The following is a 21,223-nucleotide window of genomic DNA, read 5'->3' on the forward strand; positions in this document are numbered from 1 at the left end:
GTCACACCAGGTGGAAGACGCCGAGGAGGATGAGGAACACCGCCACGACATAGCCCCCGGCGCGCGCGACGGTCGCCTGGTTCTGTCGCATCCACCCGAAGCCGCGACCCACGGCACTGTACGGGCGCATCCGGATGTATCCGACCACGAGAGCGCACAGGAACGGCAGACTCAACGCTACCGACGCATAGGCGATCATGCCGATATAGCGGGTGACCGTGGCGAAGTCGCCGGCACTCATCACGGCGATGCCGGCGAAGAAGGGGACGGAGGTCACCGACTGGACGAGGCCCAGGACGATGCCGGTGCCGACGGTCGCCCAGGACGGTGTCGTGAGCGGTTTCATGATGCGCCGGACCAGGCCGGACGATCCGTCCCCGCCGCCGCGCCACGACAGGACCGCACCGGCCACACCGGTGAGAATGAGCAGGATGCCGAGGACAGGAGATTCGACGACGGTCTTGATCTTCTCGCCGAGCCCGTCGAAGACCACCATGGTGAGCAGCGCGAGCACCAGCACTCCGAGCCAGTCGCCGAAGACGAGACGGGTAGCCACCGCGCCGTAACGGCCTCCCCTGTCTTTCAGCGGCTGCGCGATCCCGACCGCGACGAGGACACCGATCAGCAGGAAGTTGACGGTGTCCGCGAGGGCGAAACTCAGCACGTACAGCACACCGGCTGATCCTACACGGTGGCTGCACAGGCATACCCCGCGCCATCACCGCTAAAAACATAGCTGTGCACTGATCGTGCAATATTGTGCAACCGGTGCAATAATATCGCGCATGGCTAAACTCCTCTACCGGATCGGACGATCCGCATACCTGTACAGGTGGCGATTCATCGCCGTCTGGCTGCTGGTGCTCATCGGTGCGGGCACCCTGGCCGGAACCATGGCGAAATCGACCTCCATGACCTTCACCATCCCCGGGCTCGAGTCGGTCGAGACCCAGGAGAAGATGGGCGACTACTTCCCCGGCGGCAGTGACGAGATGGAGGCCGCCACCGGCACCGTCGTCGTCCGCGCCCCCGAAGGCGGCTCGCTGACCGACGAGGCGACCCACGCCGACCTGGAGAAGCTCATCACCGAGCTCAAGGGCCAGGACGCACTGACCGACACCGACGCCATCGTCGACCCGGTCACGGCCGCCGCCGGCATGGAGCAGCAGCTCACCGAGGCCAAGGCCCAGCAGGGTCTGCCGGAGAAGCAGATCCAGGCCGACATCCAGGCGCTGTCCCCGGTGAGTGAGAACGGCCGGACCGGTACGTTCACCGTCGCCTTCGACGCCGACTCCGCGATGGACATCGCGCCGGAGGACACCGAGGCGGTCACCGAGGTCCTGGACGACGCCGCCACCGACAACCTCGAGGTCTCCTACAACGGCAACGCCTTCCAGATGGCCGAGATCGGCGGCACCGCCGAACTCGTCGGCATCATCATCGCCGCGCTCGTGCTGATCATCACCTTCGGCTCCTTCGTCGCCGCAGGCCTGCCGCTGATCACCGCGATCGCCGGCGTCGGCACCGGAATCATGCTGATCATGGCGGCCACCGCGCTGACCGACACCATCAACAGCATGACCCCGACCCTGGCCTCCATGATCGGCCTGGCCGTCGGTATCGACTACGCCCTGTTCATCGTGTCGAGGTTCAGAAATGAACTCGTCGCCTTCGCCGGCGGCAACAACATGACACCGAAGGAACTCGCCCAGGCGATCAAGAACACGAGCCACCGACAGCGGGCCCACCTGGCCGGACTCGCTGTCGGCAAGGCCGGTTCCGCGGTCTGCTTCGCCGGTCTGACAGTCATCATCGCGCTGGCCGCGCTGTCGATCATCAACATCCCGTTCCTCACCGCGATGGCACTGGCTGCGGCATTCACCGTCCTCATCGCCGTCGTCGTGGCCGTCACCCTGCTGCCCGCCATCCTCGGCGCCTTCGGCACGAAGTCCTTCGCCGGACGCGCCCCGGTGGTCAAGGCCCCCGACCCCGAGGACGAGAAGCCCACCATGGGCCTGAAGTGGGTCCGCCAGATCCGCAAGCGCCCCGTCGTCTTCTCCGTCAGTGCCGTGCTGCTGCTGGTCGTGCTGGCCATCCCGGCGCTGGGCCTGCAGCTCGCCATGCCCACCGACGACTCCGCCAAGCTCGGCAGCCCGCAGCGCACCGCCGCCGAATGGACCAACGAGGACTTCGGCCCCGGCCGCAACGCCCCGATGATCGCACTGGTGACCTCCGATGACCCGGAGACCGCACCGGCCGCCTACGGCGCCGCCGTGGAGACCATCAGCAGCCAGGACGGCGTCGCGAACGCCCAGATCACCCAGATGACCGAGGACGGTTCCGCCGCCCAGGTCATGATCACCCCGACCACCGGTGCCAACGACGAGGCCACGAACGACACCCTGCAGGCCCTCCGCGACGCCGAGGCGTCCTTCCACGACCAGACCGGGGCGGAGTACGCCGTCACCGGTGTCACCCCGATCTTCGAGGACATCTCCGACCGGCTGTCCGAGGTGCTCGTCCCGTACATCGCCATCGTCGTGGTTCTGGCGTTCGTCCTGCTGATGATCGTCTTCCGGTCCCTGTGGGTCCCGCTGATCGCCGCGCTGGGCTTCGCCCTCTCCGTCGCCGCCACCTTCGGTCTGACCGTCGGTATCTGGCAGTGGGGGTGGCTCGGCATCACCAACGACCCGCAGCCGATCATCTCCTTCCTGCCGATCATGCTCATCGGCATCGTCTTCGGCCTCGCCATGGACTACCAGGTGTTCCTGGTGACCCGCATGCGCGAGGGCTACGTCCACGGCAAGACCGCCGGCAACGCCGTCTCGAACGGTTTCAAGCACGGCGCCCGCGTGGTCACCGCCGCCGCACTCATCATGATCTCGGTGTTCGCCGCCTTCATCCTGATGGACGAGCCGTTCATCGCCGTGATGGGCTCCGCCCTGGCGATGGCCGTGCTGATCGACGCCTTCGTGGTCCGCATGACCATCGTGCCCGCCGTGCTCTTCCTGCTCGGTGACCGTGCGTGGAAGCTGCCCCGCTGGCTGGACAAGATCATCCCGACCGTCGATGTCGAGGGCGAAGGCCTCGTCGGCCTCGAAGCCCCGGAGCACGACACCGCCGGCAAGCACGAGAAGGAGCCCGCCACCGTCGGGGCCGACACCCCCGACGGCACCCACGGCGAGCACGCCGCCGACACCGACCCGTCCGACGACAGCACCACGACAGATGGCCGTTAACGACGCGCTCTCGCACCGCGAGCAGAAGAAGGAGGAGACGCGCCGCGCGCTCGCCCGCGCCTCCGCGGAACTCCTGCTCAGCGAGGGCAGCGACGGGATGACCGTCGCCGCCGTCGCCGAACGGGCAGGGGTGTCCACCCGGACGTTCCACAACTACTTCCCCCGGCGGGAGGACGCGCTGCTGTTCTTCATCGAGGAGACCATCGACGAACTGCGTCAGCAGGTCGAGGACGCCCCCGAGGGCGAGCATCCCCTGGACATCATGCAGCGGCTGGTGATCGACCGCGTGGACGATGACGGCGGGGTCTCCGACGATCCCGGCACGCTGCTGAATCTGCGTTCCATCGCCGACCACCTGAGCTACATCACCGGCCCCGGTGACAAGGAACGGGTGATGCACATCGCCGACGGCCTGCTGGATGCGCTCCACCAGCGGGCCCAGGGAACGATGAGCCGTCAGGCCAGTGCGCTCATGCTGGTGTCCTGCCTGACCGCAGGCGCCATCGCGGTGGAGTCACGGGCGGCGGAGAAGGGACATGACTGCATGGTCATGTTCCCCAGCTGGGCATCGTCCGAGCAGTCCCCTGCCGAGGTACTCGACGAAGGGTTCACACTGCTGCGCAGCGGCTTCGGGAGCTGAGGCACCTGGACACGCACTGAACGACGGTTTCTGTCCGGATCCGGGAGTGAAGTGCCCACTTCGCCCGCAATCCCGGACAGAAACCGTCGTTCGTGTCTGTGCGTCCGAGACTCGGATAACGATATTGACCTGTGTGGTCGCCGGGGTCATCACGGTGCTGGTCCTGGTCCGCTACCCAGGACTCCCGGACACCATTCCTGTACATTTCGGCCCCGGAGGGGAGCCGGACGCCTGGGGTTCGAAAACGACGGTGCTCTTCCTGTCGCTGATCATGCTGGTGTGCATCGGTGGAGCTGATTGGGCTTCCCGACACCCCGACTCCAGGTGGATGAACTATCCGAAAGACGTCACCGAGGACAATGCCCAGCGGCTCTACCGGGCCGGTGAGCAGTTCCTCGTGTGGTTGAATGTCGGACTCGTGGCGATCTACGCCGGAATGGCGACAACCATGCTCAGTGAGATCAATGCGACGATGGTCCTTGTCCCGGGGCTGACTGTGCTGGTCGGAGCGACAGTGGCTGGCCTGACCAAGACCATCCGGGCCTGACGTCGCCGCACCCGAACGCCCGGCCGAGCTAAGAAGGAAGGTGCGGTCTGTCGGATAGCCGATACCGCCGACTGCCGCCCCGCCAAGGGATGTGGGGGCCTGCTACAGCAACCGCGGCTCCGAATAGGGTGGGCTTCCCCGGAATGTTCTGCAGAAAACGTTCGGCGACGGCTCGGTCGCCGTATGTTGGTGACGCTCGGCTGATGTGGTCAGGCTTCATCGACTTTCTTCCCGGTCGGTTTCCAGATCAGATAGACAAGCAGAGTCGGCACGAGTGAAAACCCGACTGCAGTGGAAAGTCCGTCGTCGAACATCATGGAGAAGATGGGGAGCGCGAACAACAGAGTCAGGATCGCAGACCAGTAGCGGGTCACTGTTCTTCCTCTCGCGGAGTGCTGGTTGCCGGGTACCAGGTCATGGTTTCGCCATTCTGCGGGAGTCCGTCCACGGGGGCACAACTGTTCTCGCCGGTGAGGGTGATCCCTCGAAATGCGACAGCGATGCCTTCCGCGGTCCAGAATGATGAACGGTCAGTCAGCTGGGCGTGGACGTGAGGTTCGCTGCTGTTCCCGGAGTTGCCACAGCGTCCTATCTGTTCACCCGCCTGCACGTGGTCCCCCACCTCCACTGTGACAGAGTCCCGCTGCAGATGAGCCACAGTGGCGAAGACGCTTCCGGCCGTTCGAATCACGACATGGTTCCCGATGACGAAACGGGGTCCTCCGATGCTCCGGAAGATCCCCTCCACCATCATGTACATGACCCCCAGGATGTTCGAACGGGCAGCATGGTCACGGTGGGAGCTGGTGACGCCCACCACCGTGCCACCAACCATCGCTAGCACGGGTTCGCCGTATGCCGGATACTCGTTCGCTGCCCGAAACACCGGACCGCCGAACTCAGGGCGCGACCCCGGGCTATCAGGCTCATGGACAAGGTCGATGGCATAGGTCTGTCCATATGCCCGGGTTCCATGGCTAGGGACGCTTGACGCAGGGCTGTTCATTCCGGTCCAACGACCAGTCACCGGTGAATGGACAAGCTTGACCGGGGAACGGGGCAACACTCTAGGACCAATGACCGAAAGGGCAGACACCAGTGCAAGAACGAGTACCGCGAGAAGCGAGATCGACAGGCGGATCCTCGTGCTGACGTCGACGCCCCGCAACAGCGTCAGATCTACAGCGATCCAGATGAGTGTCGCTATCACTGCAGATGCGAGGATCAGCGTGCGGCACCGGTAGGCGGCAATAATGAAGAGCTTCATGAGTGTGCCCCGACCATCCAGGTGAGTAGGCGCACGGCCGCACCAAGGTGCGCCATCAATGTAGGGGTAGCTGCCATGTCATCCCATAGTACGCAACTTCGTAATTACGTACAAGAGAATACGTCAGGACGCGGCCCCTTACCTACACTGCCGCCGCAAGAGCGCCGGTCACGCGCTCGACGACCACCACAACGGCGACTGCGGCCACGACAACGGTAAGAACCCGTCCGGTAGTCGTCGCCATGTTCAGCGTGTACTTTCCACGGTTGTTCTGCGCGATGATGCCGCCACCCGGCGCGTCGACGAATACCAGCCACCGGTTACGGCGGCCGGAGGGCGACGGATACCGAACGTCGATGTCCCGACTGGTCCGTCCCGTCACCAGCATCAAAGCGATGAGCGTCGCCAGAGCGCCGAGTCCACCGATTGCCACGAGACCACCGCCCGCCCAGCTCCACGGGCCAGCAAGCCCGGTGAAGCTCAGCGTCAGCGAGGCAGACAGCGCGACATTGGACCAGGCCAACGGCGTCTGCACCGCTTCTGCGTGCGCCCAGGTATTGAGCGCGTCATTCCTGGACCGCTCCGAATCCCCGAGAGGCAACCCACCTCCCTGGGAGGCAACTCCTACGGCAGCGATGCACAACCCCAGGACGCCGACGACCGGCGCGCCGAGGGCAAACACCATCAGCAACGGCAGTGACCGTCCCACCCAGGAATCCGGAGTACCGTCGGCACCCCAGTGAATGGGCATGGGATCCGGGACAGACCCGTAGGAGGCGAGCAGCCCCACGGCCAGGACGACCGGTGGGATGAGCGCCAGGGAATGCACAGGCGATCGTGCCCGTACCCTGGGCGTCCGCTGTGTATCCATAAGAATCTACGGTATCAGCCCCTCAGAACAACGCCGTGACCGCCATAGACAGGAGCATCACGGCCGTGCCCGCGAGGAGGAGCAGTATGACCACTGCGCCGATCCGCCCACCACGGGTCGCGACATTGAAGGTGAAGTTCATCCCCGATCCGGTGTCGACCATCACCCTGTCACTCCCCGGAATGTCCATGAACATCAGCCACCGGCGTCGGCGCCCGTCCGGGTGGGGGAACCTCTCGGCGATGGCGTCGCCGTGTCGTCCCATCACCACGAACAGCCAGACGCTACTGGCGAGAATGCCGAGCATCCCCAGCGCGTCGAGCCATCCGGAGATTCCTTCCAACCACCCCCACGGCCCGTTCAGACCGAGCATCATCACGGTCATCGACGTCGAGAGCATGACGCAGTACCAGCCCATCAACGGCTGCATCACCTTGAGCTCGTGCCAGGTGCGCTGGGCGTCCACGGTCGATTTCGCCCCACCGCGTTCAAACAGAGACCCGGAGTGCACCCGCACGAAGACGCCGACGAACCCCATCGTCAACACACATATCACTGGCCCGAGGAGCACACCGAACAGTAACGTCCCCATCGACTTCGGGGACCAGGAGTCCGGCTCCCCGGTGAAGCCCCAGTGTGTCGGCATCGGGTCAGGAAGTGCGTCGTAGGACGCCACCAGCGCCACCGCTGCCACAGCAGGCGGCAGCAATGCCAGCAGATAGAGGTAGCCCGGCATCGTCACCGGCGGATAGTCCGCTTTCTCAGGCATTCCGTGTGATTCCGCCGTCATATTCTCAGAGAGTAACAGTCCGCATGGGCCGAACCTCCGCCGCAGCGCGGCGACAGGTGTAACGTGACGTCCTGTACGCATTCTCAGGGCGGGGCGAAATTCCCCACCGGCGGTGAAAGCCCGCGAGCGCCACCTCCACCAGGTGGGACAAGCAGATCCGGTGTAATTCCGGAGCCGACGGTCACAGTCCGGACGGGAGAGAAAGGCTGGACACCTCATGTCCGGAATTCTGGCGTCGGTCAACGACGCCCTCACGACATTCCTCAACGCGCAGTGGTCGATCGGTGACTCGGCGGTCCTCTGGCGCGAGGTCATCGGCAACGGCTTCGGCATCGCGTCGGCCATCGGCGGCATGCGGCGGGTCGTCTGGGCGTGGCCGGTGGGGATCGCGGGTAACATCCTGTTGTTCACCGTCTTCCTCGGCGGCGTGTTCCACACCCCGCAGGACCTCGACCTCTACGGCCAGGCAGGACGCCAGGTCATGTTCCTCATCGTCAGCGTCTACGGCTGGTGGCAGTGGCACCGGGCCACGACCGCCGGCATGCGGGAGCCCGAGGACACCGACCCGTCACGCTCGATCCTCTCCGAACCGGCGGACAGCTACGAGGCAGTGCAACCGCGGTGGGCGACGTCACGCGAACGGCTGCTCATGCTCGCCGTCGCCGTCATCGGCACCTGTGGTTTCGCCTGGGTCTTCAGCGCTCTGGGCTCCTGGGGGCCATGGGCGGACGCCTGGATCTTCACCGGCTCACTGCTCGCCACCTTCGGCATGGCCAGGGGATGGACCGAGTTCTGGCTGATCTGGATCGCGGTCGACATCGTCGGTGTCCCCCTCCTCTTCACCGCCGGCTACTACCCCAGTGCCGTGCTCTACCTCGTCTACGGAATCTTCGTCGCCTGGGGTTTCGTGGTGTGGCTGCGGGTGCAGCGGCGCACTGCGGCGGAGCAGGTCAGCTCTCTGACACGGTCCGTCTGATCTCCTCGACCTGGGCGGCGGTCACCTCGGCGACAGTGGCCGGCGAGAAGTTCGCCTGCCGGTCCTTGTCGACCAGCACCGCCCGGACGCCTTCGGGAAAGTTGGGCTGACGACGAAGCAGCCGTCCCAGCGCGTACTCCGCGTCCAGTGCCTGCCGCAGGGTGCTGTGCGCGGAGTAGTTCAGTAGTACTGTCGCGGCGACCAGTGACAGTGGGTTCGCCGGGGCCAGCATCTCGCGGACGCTGTCGGCGAACTCCCCTTCCGACTCAGCGATCCGACCTTCGATCGTGAGCCAGTCCTCCCCCGCGAACGTGGCGGTGATCCAGTCCAGGTTCTCCGCCAACGTCGACGTCCCGGCGGAATCCCTCCCCCCGGTCCGCGCCAACGCCGCGTCCAGCCCGTCGTTCACCAGCGTCTCCCGGAAAGCGGCGGTGTCCCCGTCGCGCAGAATATGGGTGGCCAGGCCGCTCCACAGGAGATCACCGGTGCTGATCCGGTAGGCGGTCGTCGCCAGGAACAGTCCGAGCGCGGTGCGCGACTCCTCGGGAACATGCGGCAGGTGGGTGAATGCGTGGGAGATACCGACGTCAGTGATGAAGCCGATGGCCATCTCCGGCATGGACTGCCACGTCCTCTCCGTGATCACCCGGAGGTCGGCATGGGCGGAAACGCCCAGCCCACCGCCCATGGCGATACCGTCGACCATGGCGATGGTGGGCTTCGGGAAGGTGGCGAGGGCATGGTTCATGTCGTACTCGTCACGGAAGAGGTCGTCTCCCGGGGTGAAGTCCCCGGTGAGGTCGGAGTCGCGGACCGCCCGCACGTCACCACCGGCGCAGTAGGCCTTCTCCCCCGCCGAGCACAGCAGAACCTGCTGCACACCGTCGTCGTCGCGGAAGGTGTCGAGCGCTGTGCCGATCGCACTGATCATCTCGTGGTTCAGCGCATTGAGTGCTTTCGGACGATCGAGGGTGATGATGCCGGTACCGTGCACATTCTCGACACGGACGGCGGATGTCTGGGAGGTGGAAGTGGTGTCCATGTCTGCCATGGTGGCACGAAACGACGGACGGCGGCGGAGCGGCACCGCCGATGCCCGGGTGAATCGCGTACAACTGTGAACTGAAACACGTTTCGTTTGATATCGTGACGGAAAGGATGAATCGTCGAGGCGATCCACACCACCGTCCGGATGGAGAAGAAATGACAACCGCGTCTGCAGGCAGCACCCCGTCCACCACCGTGCCGATCGACCCCTCGATCCAGTCCGTGGGTCATATGCTCCGGAACCGGATCAAGGAAACACCGGAGCGTCGGGCCTACAGCTTCCCGGTCGACCACGGAGCCTCGGGGGAAACCTGGGAGGCGGTGACGTGGGCAGAGCTCGGGTCACAGGCGTCCGAGGTGGCCGGCGGCCTGATGTCACTGGGCATCGAGGCCGAGGAGCGGGTCGCCATCGCCAGTTCCACCCGCTACGAATGGGCCCTGGCGAACTACGGGATCATGTACGCCTCCGCAGCCACCGTCACGGTCTACCCCACCACCGTCGCCGATGACGTCGCTTTCATCCTCGACGACTCGGGCTCCCGGTTGGTGTTCGCGGAGGACCGGGACCAGGTGGACAAACTCCTCGGACTCCGCGATGAGATCCCCGGGGTGCAGACCATCGTGGTGATGAGCGGGGACGTGCCGGATGAGGTCGAGAACAGTGCCCCCGGATGGGTGATCACCCTGGAGGAACTGCGCCGACGGGGACGCGAACACCTCGACGCCCACCCGTCTGCCGTCGACGACCGTATCGACGCGACCCGGCTCGAACACCTGTCGACGCTGATCTACACCTCGGGCACCACCGGACGACCCAAGGGAGTGCGTCTCCCCCACCGGGTGTGGGTGTTCGAGGCCCACGCCTCCGAGGTCACCTCGAACTCCGGCCCGGAGAAGCTCCTGACCATCGACGACAAACAGTTCCTCTGGCTGCCGTTGGCACATGTGATGGGCAAACTGCTCCTCGTCCTGCCCCTCCATGTCGGGTACGAGACCGCCATCGACGGGCGGATCGACAAGATCATCGGGAACCTCGCCGTCGTCAAACCGACGTTCATGGGCTCGGCCCCCCGCATCTTCGAGAAGGCCTACAACGGCATCGCCACGATGATGGCCACTGACGGCGGTATCAAGGAGAAGCTCTTCCACTGGGCCAGCCGGGTGGGCGTCCAGGTCTTCGACGCCGACAACGGTGTCGGTTCAGCCAGTGCCTGGGTCCGTCTGCAGGCGAAGATCGGTGACCGTCTCGTGATGTCGAAGATCCGTGAGCGTTTCGGGGGCAACGTCAAGTACTTCATCTCCGGCTCGGCCGCGATGAACACCGACATCGCACGGTGGTTCGGCGCTGCCGGCATGCCGATCGTCGAGGGATACGGACTCACCGAGACCAGTGCAGCAACCTGCCTGACCCGGCCGTACATCTACCGTGCCGGCTACGTCGGCCGTCCGCTGGAAGGTATCGAGGTCCGCATCGCCGAAGATGGCGAGGTGCTGGTGAAGGGGCCGGGCGTGATGGACGGTTACCACAACAACCCGGAGGCGACCGCCGAGGTCCTGGAACCCGACGGCTGGTTCCACACCGGCGACATCGGTGAAATGGACAGCGAAGGCCGGGTCAAGATCACCGACCGCAAGAAGGAGCTGTTCAAGACCTCCAACGGCAAGTACGTCGCCCCTGCCCAGGTCGAGGCGAAGTTCAAGGGGCTCTGCCCGGTCGCCAGCCAGCTGGTGGTCGTCGGCAACGACCGCCCGTTCGTGTCCGCCCTGGTCACCCTCGACGAAGATGCGGTGACCGCGTGGGCGGAACGGCAGGGCGTCTCCGGTGGCTACCGCGAGATCGTCCGTGCCCCCGAGACCAGGGAGATGGTGCAGGGCTACATCGACGAGCTCAACAGTCACCTCAACCGGTGGGAGCAGGTCAAGAAGTTCACCATCCTGCACCGTGACCTCGGGGTCGACTACCAGGAGATCACGCCGTCACTGAAGCTCCGCCGCAAGGTGATCCACGAGCACTTCGCGCAGGAGATCGCCTCCCACTACGAGTGATCGGCCTGCGGAGTCCTACTTCTTCTTCCGCTTCTTTTTCTTCTGCTGCTTTCCCTGCTCCAGGTCGGAGGCGAGGTCGGGGACGTAGCGGAACTCCGTGCGCGGGGGACGTTCGTAGTCTGACGCCACTTCCGGCCGCTCCGGGATGCGCGGGGGTGTGTGCTCGACCTTCTCCCACGGCACCGAGGAGAGGATGTGGTTGATCACGTTGATCCGGGAGCGTTTCTTGTCCTCGCTCTCCACGGTGTACCACGGGGCGGCGGGGGTGTCTGTGTGGGCGAACATCTCGTCCTTCGCCCGCGAGTAGTCCTCCCACCGGGTGATGGACTGCAGGTCCATCGGCGACAGCTTCCACTGCCGCAGCGGATCCTCACGGCGCGAGGTGAACCGCGCCACTTGCTCCTCGTCGGAGACCGAGAACCAGTACTTGCGCAGCATGATACCGTCCTCGACGAGCAGTCGCTCGAAGACGGGAGCCTGGTGCAGGAACCGGCGGTACTCCGAGGCGGTGCAGAACCCCATGACCCGTTCGACCCCGGCACGGTTGTACCAGGAGCGGTCGAAGATCACGATCTCTCCGGCGGTGGGCAGCTTCTCGACGTAGCGCTGAAAGTACCACTGCCCCTGTTCGCGGGACGTCGGCGCCGGCAGTGCCTCCACCCGGCAGAACCGCGGGTTCAGGTACTGGGTGATCCGCTTGATCGCCGACCCCTTGCCGGCGGCGTCGCGCCCCTCCATGATGACCACCACGCGGGCGCCGGTCTCCCGGACCCACTGCTGCATGTCCACCAGATCGGCCTGGAGCTTCTTGAGCTCCTTCTCATAGGCTTTCTTGTTCAGTTTCGGCGGACGGGTTCCCGACGGGTTCTCGGCGGGGGCAGTCGGTCCCGGAGCGTTCTGTGACGTCATGGGGACCGAGTTTACCTGCTATTCGACGGAGAACTCCGCCATCCGGTCCCACTCGCTTTTTCCCGGGATGGAGGTGTTTATGATCTGCGGGGTCTCCGAGAGCACCGTCGGGAACAGCTTGCAGGCAGCCTGGAAATGGTCGCTGTTGACGTGGGCACCGTCCGCGCCGTCCTCGAATGCTTCGACGAGGAAGTACTCGGAGGGGTCGTCGGTGCCACGGAACCAGTCGAACCACAGGTTACCGTCCTCGGCACGGGTGGCCTCGGTGAAGTCCGCGACAACCTCGCGGAAGTTCTCGACGTACTCGGGAAGCGGGCGGAACCGCACGTTGATCAAAATCATGGAAACCAGGGTACGCGAGCTGGCCGGACTGTGTTGGTGCAGGTCAGGCGATATCCTTCACAGCAGGTATGGCGAATATTTCGTCCTCTGGATGGGTACCGGTGGGTGGTTCACGGTCACGCCCTCCGGAAAGGTTGGTCCGCACCCGCAGTTTCAGGATGCTCCAGTAGGAACACGAAAAGAGGTAACGGGGCGGTGTCAGAACATCCACCTCGGAGCTTTTGCCTGATGTATTATCATCTTCATCCCTAAACGCTCAGGGAAGGACTCTCCACCTCCCAGTGCAAATCCCCCGACAAGAGAGTCAACCATGAGCATCGACCAGGCGATCAGCGCACTCGCAACCAAAGTCCACGAACTTAAACCCATCATCGAGACCGAGGAAGCCACCAAGACAGCGTTCATCATCCCCTTCATCAGCAACGTCCTCGGTTATGACGTCACGGACCCCCGTGAGGTCATCCCCGAGTACACCGCAGACATCGGGAAGAAGAAGGGTGAGAAAGTCGACTTCGCCATCAAGTCCGGTGACGACTTCCGGTTCCTCATCGAGTGCAAGAAGATCGGGGAACCCCTCGACCTCAATCACGCTACCCAGCTCGTCCGGTATTTCAACGTCACGGACACCGAGTTCGCGATTCTCACGAACGGCGAGGTCTACCAGTTCTATGCTCAGCTCGACGCCGTCAACCGTATGGACGAGAAACCGTTCATGACCCTCGACCTCTCGTCCGTTGACGCCCGAATCTTCCCGCACCTCGAGATGTGCACGAAAACCCGGTTCGACTCCGAGACGATCGCCGCCAGCGCAGAAGAGCTGAAATACGTCTCTGAACTGAGGAAGGGCATCGCAGCGGAGCTCAAGGAGCCATCCACGGAATGGGTCAAGCTGCTGGCCGCCCGAGTCACCTCCCGCCGAATGACCGCGGCAAACCTGGATCTGTTCACCCGTCTCGCTGCGACTGCTGCCAGCCAGTACCTGCGGGACGAAACGAACCGTCGTCTCCGCTCCGCCCAGGACCTTGAGGATCCCACCACAGCCGTCGCAACCGGCGCCGATAGCGTCGAAGAGAAGGCCCCCGACGTGCCGGTCTCAGAAGACGGCGTGGTGACCACCGAAGAAGAACGGCAGGCCCACAGCATCATCCGCGCAATCTGCTGTTCCGACGTACCCGCCACCGACATCACCATGCGAGACGCCAAGACCTACTGTGCGATCTTGTTTCAGGACAACAACCGCAAACCGATCGCACGCCTCCTGTTCGACCGCAAAATCCCCCGAATCGTCCTGTTCGATGAGAACAAGAACGAAACTCCGCATGACCTGGACTCCATCGAAGGTATCTACAGTCACGCCGACCACCTGCGCTCTCGCGTCAGGTCGCTAGTAGCCGGATAAATTCGGCGGTCGCCGTACAGCAAGAGCCCCCATCGTCACGCCGGCGATGGGGACTCGGTGCCGAAGACCGCACTGAACGGGCCAGCACTGTTCCTGACGTGAGAGTCGGCTGACACCAGGAACGTTCCACAGAGCGCTCCCATGGGACTGGAGGCGCTTCACCGATACTACCGAAAATCGTTCTCACGTGACCGCTGTTCATCACCGTCGGTGCGCAACCAGCCCCCTCCACACCGGACTCCCCAGGCACCCCGCCGTTGGCAGGCACACACGTTGTTGCTGAATGCAGAAAGCCCCCGGCACCGAGGTGCGGGGGCCGACTATGTCGCTTACGCGACAAGCATCAACTAGTTGTTGATGGAGCCAACGACGTCCTGGAAGACGGAGACGATGGCGTCGGTGACGGTGGTGATGATGCTCTGAATGGTGTTGATCATGATGATCTTCCCTTCGGTAGAAGTTTGGTTTCGCGCCCCAGTGTTCTGAGTCGCACGATGGACCATACCGGTGGGGGGATAAGAAACGTTACACAGGGATATTACCTACCCCCATATGGGTTAGCGCAGCTTATATCGGCAGGTCAGGGAGGGTAAACACGAATAGACGCACATCCGCTCCGCCGTTGCGGATCGTGATGTGCGCCTACCGAGAAAGGCGATACATGATCGAGTTGTATCGTTGCGCGGGGGCCATCCATGTCCCCTGCAACTAGAACATTATCCCCCTGGAAATCTCCGCCCGAATCACCACACCCCCGGGGGTACGATCCGCCGAACCTCGGAGCGGCGCAGCCCTACCGTCGCCGGCCAGAGGGTCAGGCCACCGTTCCCCCATCGCCAGCAGAAAACCCCCGCACCGAAGTGCGGGGGCGATGAGCTCCGGAAAACTACCGGGCGCCCTGCAGAGAGCTGACGACGTTGACGGCGATGACGGCGATGGCGCCGAAGACGGTGTCGATGATGTCCTGAATGGTCTCGATCATGGGGAATCTCCTTGAAAGGCGAGTTGGGGTGCGACGGGTGTTCCAGTCACGAGACGTACATTACAACGGCAGAAGCGGTTAGTTAAGGCAATGAACGTATTTACCCCCGGGGGTAGTCGCACAGAAAGCCCCGCACCGAGGTGCGGGGGCCGACATCGCCGCTCATGCCAGCGAGCATCATTTACTCGTTGACGGAGGAAAAGCAAAACACCCTACGGTCCACCGTATGAGAACCGTAGGGTGCGTCAACCAGAGGTGATACATGATCGATGTGTACCTGGTACCGGGGCCATCCACTCCCTGCAGTGTCCACGCTAGGCCCTCCACATATTCTGGACCACCCCGCTCACGGCGCAGGCCACGCCCACGCGTCACCCGTTGTCGACGCCGACCTCTTTCTCCGGTCCCTGGTTCTCCATGGCCTTGTCCAACTCACCACGCAGCTTCTCCACATCCTGTACTGAGAACCGGTCCTCCCCCGCCACCGCGACCAGGCCGTCCAACACGGAGGTGCCGTAGTTGTGACCGTGCCCGTTGGGGACGTTCCCGGCACGCGGAAGGTCCAGAGTCACCTGCCAGAACGTGACGATCGGCATCCACCGCATCGTCGGCGAGCGGTCAAAGCCCGGCGGCTCCTTCAACCAGTCGGGTTCACGGAACAGCAGATTCGGTGACCACCACACCACCGGATCCGACGGATGCTGGACATAGAGCACACGGCTACCGCCCCAGGAGGTCCCACCGTCCTCAGGATCCTCGATCCACTTCTGGATCTGTTCCGAGTTCTCAGCGAAACGCACCATCATGCCGCCGGAGTACTCCGGGTCGACCTCACGGGTACCGGGGTCCCGCCGCGACACGAAATCACGCCACAGCTCATTGCTGTTCGGCGGGCCGAGCCACAGCACGCCGTCCACCGTCGAAGCGATGTCACGGATACCGGAGAACCCTCCCTCACCGGCAGTGGTGCCCAGGGACTCCCCGTACACGTAGAGCTTCGGGCGGTTGTCCTCCGGGAGCCTGTTCCACCACTCGGCCACCGTGGAGATCAGCTCCTTGCCCGCCTCACGCACGCGGTTCCGGTCCGTGATGAACTGGATCGCGCTGGGCAGGTATGAATACTGGTCAGCGGCGATGGCGGTGTCACCGTCGAACATCAGCTCAAACGCCTGTGCCGCCGTGGGGTTCACCCATCCCGTCCCCGTCGTCGGGGCAATCATCAGTGCCTGGCGGTCCTGGGCATTCGTCCGCTCCAGCTCGTCAACCACATTGAGCGCACGCTCGCGGTCGGAGTCACCGTTGCTCAGTCCCGAGTAGACCCGGATAGGCTCCTCCGAGTCCCGTCCCGTGAGCTCTTCGAGCTGGTCCTTGTACAACCCCAGCGCAGTGAACCGCGTGCCGTAGGCACCCAGGTCCTCCCACTCGTTGAGTGACCCGGGTCCGCCACTCCGCTCGCTGACGTGGGGGCGGACCAGGTCCTCACGGATCTCCTGGTCGCGCACCGAGAAGATCCGCTCGCTGACCCGCAGAATCGTGCCGGGAAGCACCTGGTCCGCCACGAACACGGTCACCAGACCGACGACAGCCCACGACAGGAGCAGCTTCAGGCCGTACCGGGTGTGCTGCCCCGGGACGGCGCGGGCGAGCAGCACCGTCCCGCGGACCACCACCTTGCCCACCACGTAGATGCCCACCCAGAGCAGCAACCCGACAGGCAGCACCTTGAGGAACTCGCCGGCGGAGTACGCCTCGTCCCCCATGATGTCGGCGATCTCCTGCTGCCACCGCACCGCGAAGAGGATCCACACCAGCAGGGCGACGACGATCACGGCGATCAGGGCGATGCGCAGGCGCAGCTGCCAACGTGCCGGTAATGACCGTCCCCGGGTCAGCAGAGTGACCAACGGTTCCACCAGGTCACGGATCCACAACACCCACACCCACTGCAGCAGTACCCCGATCAGGTGTCCGGTTGCCGCCGACAGTCCGGCGGCGACCCCCTGAAACAACCAGTCGCGGGTGAGCAGCGACGGAGTCAGTGACAGGGCGAACATCAGTGCGCCGACGACGAGGCCCCAGGGACTGGGTTCCATCAGCCGACGGAGGAATCCGGTGTGCGCCGGCTTCTCCGGGTCGGCGGTACCGATCCTGCTGTGGTCCTGCCGGACGATCACGCCCGGGAAGTCATCCTGCACCGCACCGGCTCCCGTCCGTCACACCACTTCACGTCAGTTCATATCAGTATCGTCCAGTGAGTCTAGCAAGGTCAGGCGCCGCCGGACTCCCGCCGTTCCGCGACCTCCAGCCAGTTCATCTCGAGTTCGTCGTGTTCGTCCTTCGCCGCGGTGAGCTTCGCGTCGAGGTCGGCAAGCAGGGCGGTGTCGACGTTGCCGTCCTCCGGCGCCGATGCCGCAGCGAGCCGCTGGTTGAGGTCCTCGACTGTGGCCTGGACCTTGGACATCCGCCGCTCCAGGGCGTTGAGCTCCTTGGTCAGGGCCCGGTCCTCCTGGGCCGACAGACCGGTGGGCTGCTGAGAGGCCTGCGCACCACCGAGTGCCATGTTGCCGGTGTGCCTGCTCTCGACCGCCGCCTGCTCAGCGCGCCGTTCGAGATACTGCGCAATACCGCCGGGAAGGTTCGTCAGGTTCCCGTCCCCGAAGAGGGCCCAGGTGGAGTCACAGATACGCTCCACGAGATAACGGTCGTGGGAAATCACGACCAGCGTGCCGGCCCACCCGTCGAGCAGACTCTCGAGTTCCTGCAGGGTGTCGATGTCCAGGTCATTGGTCGGCTCGTCGAGCAGCAGGACATTCGGCTCCGCCATGAGCACCCGGGTGAGCTGGAGACGCCGCCGTTCCCCGCCGGAGAGGTCCCCCACCGGGGTGCGCTGGCGTTTGGAGGAGAAGCCGAGACGTTCCGCCATCTGGGACGCGGTGAGATCCTTGTCCCCGATCTGTACCCGGGTGGCGACGTCCTCGACCGCGTCGAGGAGACGACGGGTGGGGTCGAGGTCGTCGAGTTCCTGACGCAACCATCCGATCTTCACCGTCCTGCCCTCGATCCGCCGACCACCGGCCAGCGGATACTCGCCCGCGAGGGTGCGCAGCAGCGTGGTCTTCCCCGAACCGTTCACACCCACGAGGCCGATGCGCTCGCCGGGGTTGAGCCGCCAGGTGAGGTCCTCGACGAGGGGGCGGCCGTCCGGGGTGGTGATGGTCGCGTCCTCGAGCTCGATGACCTTCTTGCCCAGGCGGCGGGCCGCGAAGCTCATCAGTTCCACGGAGTCACGCGGGGCCGGGACATCCTTGATCAGCGCCTCGGCGGCCTCGATGCGGTACCGCGGCTTCGAGGTCCGGGCCGGCGCCCCACGACGCAGCCACGCGAGTTCCTTCCGTGCGAGGTTGGCCCGGCGTTGCTCCGCGGCATCGGCCTGGCGGGCGCGTTCGGCACGTGCGAACGTCCAGTCGTTGTAACCGCCCTCGTAGACGTCGACGACACCGTCGTGCACCTCCCACGTGTGGTTGGCGACGGTGTCGAGGAACCAGCGGTCGTGGGTGACGACGATGAGTGCGCACCGACGGGACAGCAGGTGGGACGCCAACCACTGCACACCCTCGACATCCAGGTGGTTCGTGGGCTCGTCCAGGATCAGCAGGTCGAGGTCGCGCACCAGCGCAGCGGCGAGACCGACGCGACGTCGCTCGCCACCGGACAGCCCCGATACCGGGGTGTCCAGGCCGTCCTCGCCGAGGTCGACGACCCCGAGCCCGTGGAGCACCTCACGGACCCGTGGATCCGAGGCCCACTCGAAGGTCTGCAGCCCCAGTGGTTCCAGGACCGACTCTCCGACGGTGTCGCCCACCAGGTCGACGTCCTGCGAGACCCGCGCCATGCGCAGATCATTGTTACGCGACACGCGTCCGGCGTCCGCGGTGTCGGCGCCCGACAGGATCCGCAGGAGGGTGGACTTGCCTCCACCGTTCAGCCCGACGACACCGATACGGTCGCCGGAGTTCACTCCCAGGCTGACCTTGTCCAGCAGGGTTTTGAGACCGTAGGACTTCTCTACGTTCTCCAGGTTGATCAGGTTGACCGGTGTTGCCATGGCGGTTCGGGAGGATCCTCTCGGTTGGTGACGGTAAGGCTGTCGGGGTCAGGCTGGGGACACGATACGCGCACCGTGGCGGCAGGACGCCGCGGTGGTGGTGGGGACGGCGCGGCCGCCGACCCCCTCAGAGGACAACGCCGTCGCGACGTCCACCGCGTGCTCCCGGTCGCGGCAGAGCATCGCCACGGTCGGTCCGGACCCGGACACCAGGCAGGCCAGCGCGCCGGCGTCCTTGCCCGCCGCCAGGGTACGACGCAGATCGGGGCTGAGGCTGATGGCCGGTGCCTGCAGGTCGTTGACGACCGCGCCGTCGAGGTGTGCGGCGAGCACGTCGACGTCGCCGGTGAGGATCGCGCGTTGGGCGTCCTCGGGGCCACCGGCCCGCTGGTCGGGACGCTCGCCCCGTGCGGCAGCGGCCCGCTGTTCGTCAAGGCGTGCGAAGACATCGGCGGTGGACAGTCCACGCGGGTCCATCGCCAGTGCCCAGTGGTAGGTGCCCCGGGTCAGGACCGGAACCAGGACGTCGCCCCTGCCCTGACCGAGTGCGGTGCCACCGGTCAGGCAGAACGGGACGTCGGCCCCGAGTCCTGCGGCAAGGACCGCCAACGTGTCATCGTCGGGCCGCGGTGCCCGGTCGAAACCGGCGTCCACGGCGCCCGCGCCGTGGAGGATCTCACGGGTGGCGACCATCGCCGCGGCGGCGTCCGCCGATCCTCCGGCCATACCACCGGCGACCGGTACACCCTTGTCCACCACGATGTCGAGGACGGGGAACGTCGCAGAGGGAACGCCCGCCAGATCGTCGCGGTAGTGCTCCAGGACGGACAACACACCGCGGACGGCGAGGTTGTCGACCAGGTCATCGCCGGTGGGGACCTTCGCGGCGTCGCGACCGGTGACCTTGAAGGCCCCGATGAGGTCCGCCATCTCGGCGGGCACACCCTCATGGATGTCGGCCACCGTCAGAGTCACGGTCTCGGTGAGGTCGAGGGCCTGGAATACCGTCACCAGGTCGTGGTAGCCGTCATCACGGGCGTCACCGACGGAGAGGTGCAGGTTCACCTTGCCCTGTGCCGTGGCCGTGACAGACTGCCCCTGCACCGAGAACTCCGCACTGTCTGCGGCGGTCACGGCTGTTCTCCTGCCGCGAGGGACGCCACAGCCAGGTCCACGAACGCCGCGGTGTCGAGCTTCTCACCGCGCTCCCGGGGGTCGATCCCCGCATCGGTCAGGACCTTCTCCGCCGCAGGGGCTGACCCGAAGTACCCGGACAGGGCGGCGCGCAGGGTCTTCCGCCGCTGCAGGAAGGCGGCGTCGGTGATCGCGAAGACCTCCCGGCGCAGAGCGTCCTCCCCCACCTCGTCGATCGTCTGCTGCCACGGACGGTCCCCATCGACCCAGCGGTCGATCCGGACAAGACCCGAGTCGATCTTGGGCGCGGGCCAGAACACGTTCTTGCCGATGGTGCCGGCTTTGCGCACCCGCCCGTGGAAGCCTGCCTTCACGCTGGGCACACCGTAGACCCGGTTGCCCGGGGCGGCGGCGAGCCGGTCGGCGACCTCCAGCTGCACCATCACCAACACCCGCCGGATGCTGGGGAAGACCTCCAGAAGATGCAGCAGGACCGGCACCGAGATGTTGTACGGCAGATTCGCCACCAGTGCCGTCGGAGCGGACTGTTCGCCAAGATCCTCCCCACGCACCGACAGGGCGTCCGCGGTGACCACGGTGAGGTCGGCGACCCGGTCCGGGGCGTGCTCGGAGACGGTGCGTCCCAGCCGTCCGGCCAACCGTGGATCGACCTCCACCGCGGTGACATGGCCGACGGACTCCAGCAACGCCAGAGTCAACGACCCGAGTCCCGGCCCCACTTCGATGACATGGTCATCGGGGCCGACCTCCGCCGCAGAGACGATCCTGCGGACCGTGTTGGGGTCGATGACGAAGTTCTGGCCGAGCCGCTTCGTCGGGGTGACGTCAAGCTCCGCCGCCAAATCCCGGATCTCGCCGGGGCCGAGCAGACGGACACCGGTGCTGTTGTCTAGTTCCACGGTTCACCA

General features: G+C 65.1%; 18 protein-coding genes and 1 riboswitch. Of the genes, 6 read left to right on the top strand and 12 right to left on the bottom strand.

The genetic code is table 11. From position 1 onward, the window contains the following. Nucleotide 1 precedes the first annotated feature (1 nt). Nucleotides 2-673 (bottom strand): hypothetical protein, encoded by a 672-nt coding sequence (locus tag FS507_RS14165; RefSeq protein WP_145943437.1) that lies wholly within the window; start codon nucleotides 671-673, stop codon nucleotides 2-4. 112 nt (nucleotides 674-785) lie between these two features. Between FS507_RS14165 and FS507_RS14170 the strand changes: the two genes are divergently transcribed. The 3 genes from FS507_RS14170 to FS507_RS18545 all read left to right on the top strand — a co-directional run bounded on the left by FS507_RS14170 (nucleotide 786) and on the right by FS507_RS18545 (nucleotide 4,426). Then, a complete protein-coding gene (locus FS507_RS14170; protein ID WP_145943438.1) occupies nucleotides 786-3,239 on the top strand; it encodes an MMPL family transporter in 2,454 nt (817 codons plus the stop codon). Continuing rightward, entirely contained in the window at nucleotides 3,229-3,879 is a 651-nt protein-coding gene (locus tag FS507_RS14175) for a TetR/AcrR family transcriptional regulator (RefSeq protein WP_145943439.1), read from the top strand. The genes FS507_RS14170 and FS507_RS14175 overlap by 11 nt, the downstream gene beginning before the upstream one ends. A gap of 133 nt (nucleotides 3,880-4,012) precedes the next feature. Further along, nucleotides 4,013-4,426 carry a DUF1648 domain-containing protein gene (locus FS507_RS18545; RefSeq protein WP_260853505.1) on the top strand — a complete coding sequence of 138 codons (414 nt, stop codon included), beginning with the start codon at nucleotides 4,013-4,015 and terminating at the stop codon, nucleotides 4,424-4,426. 209 nt (nucleotides 4,427-4,635) lie between these two features. On the opposite strand, the gene FS507_RS17650 is transcribed toward FS507_RS18545, so the two are convergent. From FS507_RS17650 to FS507_RS14195, 4 genes are all read right to left on the bottom strand, one after another. Continuing rightward, complete coding sequence (locus tag FS507_RS17650) at nucleotides 4,636-4,800, bottom strand: hypothetical protein (RefSeq protein WP_186314695.1); 165 nt, start codon at nucleotides 4,798-4,800, stop codon at nucleotides 4,636-4,638. Continuing rightward, nucleotides 4,797-5,693, bottom strand: a complete 897-nt coding sequence (locus FS507_RS14185; protein ID WP_145943441.1) for a M23 family metallopeptidase — start codon at nucleotides 5,691-5,693, stop codon at nucleotides 4,797-4,799. The genes FS507_RS17650 and FS507_RS14185 overlap by 4 nt, the downstream gene beginning before the upstream one ends. Nucleotides 5,694-5,835: 142 nt before the next feature. Beyond that, complete coding sequence (locus FS507_RS14190) at nucleotides 5,836-6,564, bottom strand: DUF1648 domain-containing protein (RefSeq protein ID WP_145943442.1); 729 nt, start codon at nucleotides 6,562-6,564, stop codon at nucleotides 5,836-5,838. A 22-nt stretch (nucleotides 6,565-6,586) separates the two neighbouring features. Beyond that, nucleotides 6,587-7,354: a DUF1648 domain-containing protein gene (locus tag FS507_RS14195; RefSeq protein ID WP_186314696.1), complete on the bottom strand. Its 768-nt coding sequence runs from the start codon at nucleotides 7,352-7,354 to the stop codon at nucleotides 6,587-6,589. Nucleotides 7,355-7,429: 75 nt separating this feature from the next. Continuing rightward, a riboswitch (FMN riboswitch) is annotated at nucleotides 7,430-7,562 on the top strand. 9 nt (nucleotides 7,563-7,571) lie between these two features. Here FS507_RS14195 and FS507_RS14200 point away from each other — a divergent pair. Next, entirely contained in the window at nucleotides 7,572-8,330 is a 759-nt protein-coding gene (locus tag FS507_RS14200; RefSeq protein WP_145943444.1) for a nicotinamide mononucleotide transporter family protein, read from the top strand. Here the strand turns inward: FS507_RS14200 and FS507_RS14205 are convergent. Beyond that, nucleotides 8,305-9,372, bottom strand: coding sequence for an enoyl-CoA hydratase/isomerase family protein (locus FS507_RS14205; RefSeq protein ID WP_186314697.1), 1,068 nt, complete (start codon nucleotides 9,370-9,372; stop codon nucleotides 8,305-8,307). The genes FS507_RS14200 and FS507_RS14205 overlap by 26 nt on opposite strands. 161 nt (nucleotides 9,373-9,533) lie before the next feature. Here FS507_RS14205 and FS507_RS14210 point away from each other — a divergent pair, with 161 nt between their 5' ends. Then, complete coding sequence (locus FS507_RS14210; protein ID WP_145943446.1) at nucleotides 9,534-11,423, top strand: AMP-dependent synthetase/ligase; 1,890 nt, start codon at nucleotides 9,534-9,536, stop codon at nucleotides 11,421-11,423. A gap of 15 nt (nucleotides 11,424-11,438) precedes the next feature. Here the strand turns inward: FS507_RS14210 and ppk2 are convergent, their stop codons facing one another. Together ppk2 and FS507_RS14220 are read right to left on the bottom strand one after the other, a co-directional pair. Beyond that, entirely contained in the window at nucleotides 11,439-12,332 is an 894-nt protein-coding gene (gene ppk2, locus FS507_RS14215; protein WP_145943447.1) for a polyphosphate kinase 2, read from the bottom strand. 18 nt (nucleotides 12,333-12,350) lie between these two features. Then, nucleotides 12,351-12,674 carry a putative quinol monooxygenase gene (locus tag FS507_RS14220; protein WP_075812491.1) on the bottom strand — a complete coding sequence of 108 codons (324 nt, stop codon included), beginning with the start codon at nucleotides 12,672-12,674 and terminating at the stop codon, nucleotides 12,351-12,353. Nucleotides 12,675-12,984: 310 nt separating this feature from the next. Here FS507_RS14220 and FS507_RS14225 point away from each other — a divergent pair, with 310 nt between their 5' ends. Continuing rightward, nucleotides 12,985-14,073 carry a type I restriction enzyme HsdR N-terminal domain-containing protein gene (locus tag FS507_RS14225; RefSeq protein ID WP_145943448.1) on the top strand — a complete coding sequence of 363 codons (1,089 nt, stop codon included), beginning with the start codon at nucleotides 12,985-12,987 and terminating at the stop codon, nucleotides 14,071-14,073. Nucleotides 14,074-15,426: 1,353 nt separating this feature from the next. Here the strand turns inward: FS507_RS14225 and FS507_RS14230 are convergent. The 4 genes from FS507_RS14230 to rsmA all read right to left on the bottom strand — a co-directional run bounded on the left by FS507_RS14230 (nucleotide 15,427) and on the right by rsmA (nucleotide 21,214). Next, entirely contained in the window at nucleotides 15,427-17,250 is a 1,824-nt protein-coding gene (locus FS507_RS14230) for an alpha/beta hydrolase (RefSeq protein ID WP_260853510.1), read from the bottom strand. A 71-nt stretch (nucleotides 17,251-17,321) separates the two neighbouring features. Beyond that, nucleotides 17,322-19,160 (bottom strand): ABC-F family ATP-binding cassette domain-containing protein, encoded by a 1,839-nt coding sequence (locus FS507_RS14235; protein WP_145943449.1) that lies wholly within the window; start codon nucleotides 19,158-19,160, stop codon nucleotides 17,322-17,324. A 48-nt stretch (nucleotides 19,161-19,208) separates the two neighbouring features. Continuing rightward, on the bottom strand, nucleotides 19,209-20,294 hold the full coding sequence (locus tag FS507_RS14240; protein WP_145943450.1) for a 4-(cytidine 5'-diphospho)-2-C-methyl-D-erythritol kinase: 1,086 nt from the start codon (nucleotides 20,292-20,294) through the stop codon (nucleotides 19,209-19,211). Further along, nucleotides 20,291-21,214, bottom strand: a complete 924-nt coding sequence (gene rsmA / locus FS507_RS14245; RefSeq protein WP_145943451.1) for a 16S rRNA (adenine(1518)-N(6)/adenine(1519)-N(6))-dimethyltransferase RsmA — start codon at nucleotides 21,212-21,214, stop codon at nucleotides 20,291-20,293. Before rsmA ends, FS507_RS14240 begins: the two co-directional genes overlap by 4 nt. Nucleotides 21,215-21,223: the final 9 nt, after the last annotated feature.

It is taken from the genome of Corynebacterium glyciniphilum AJ 3170, from assembly GCF_007673095.1.
Taxonomy (GTDB): domain Bacteria; phylum Actinomycetota; class Actinomycetes; order Mycobacteriales; family Mycobacteriaceae; genus Corynebacterium.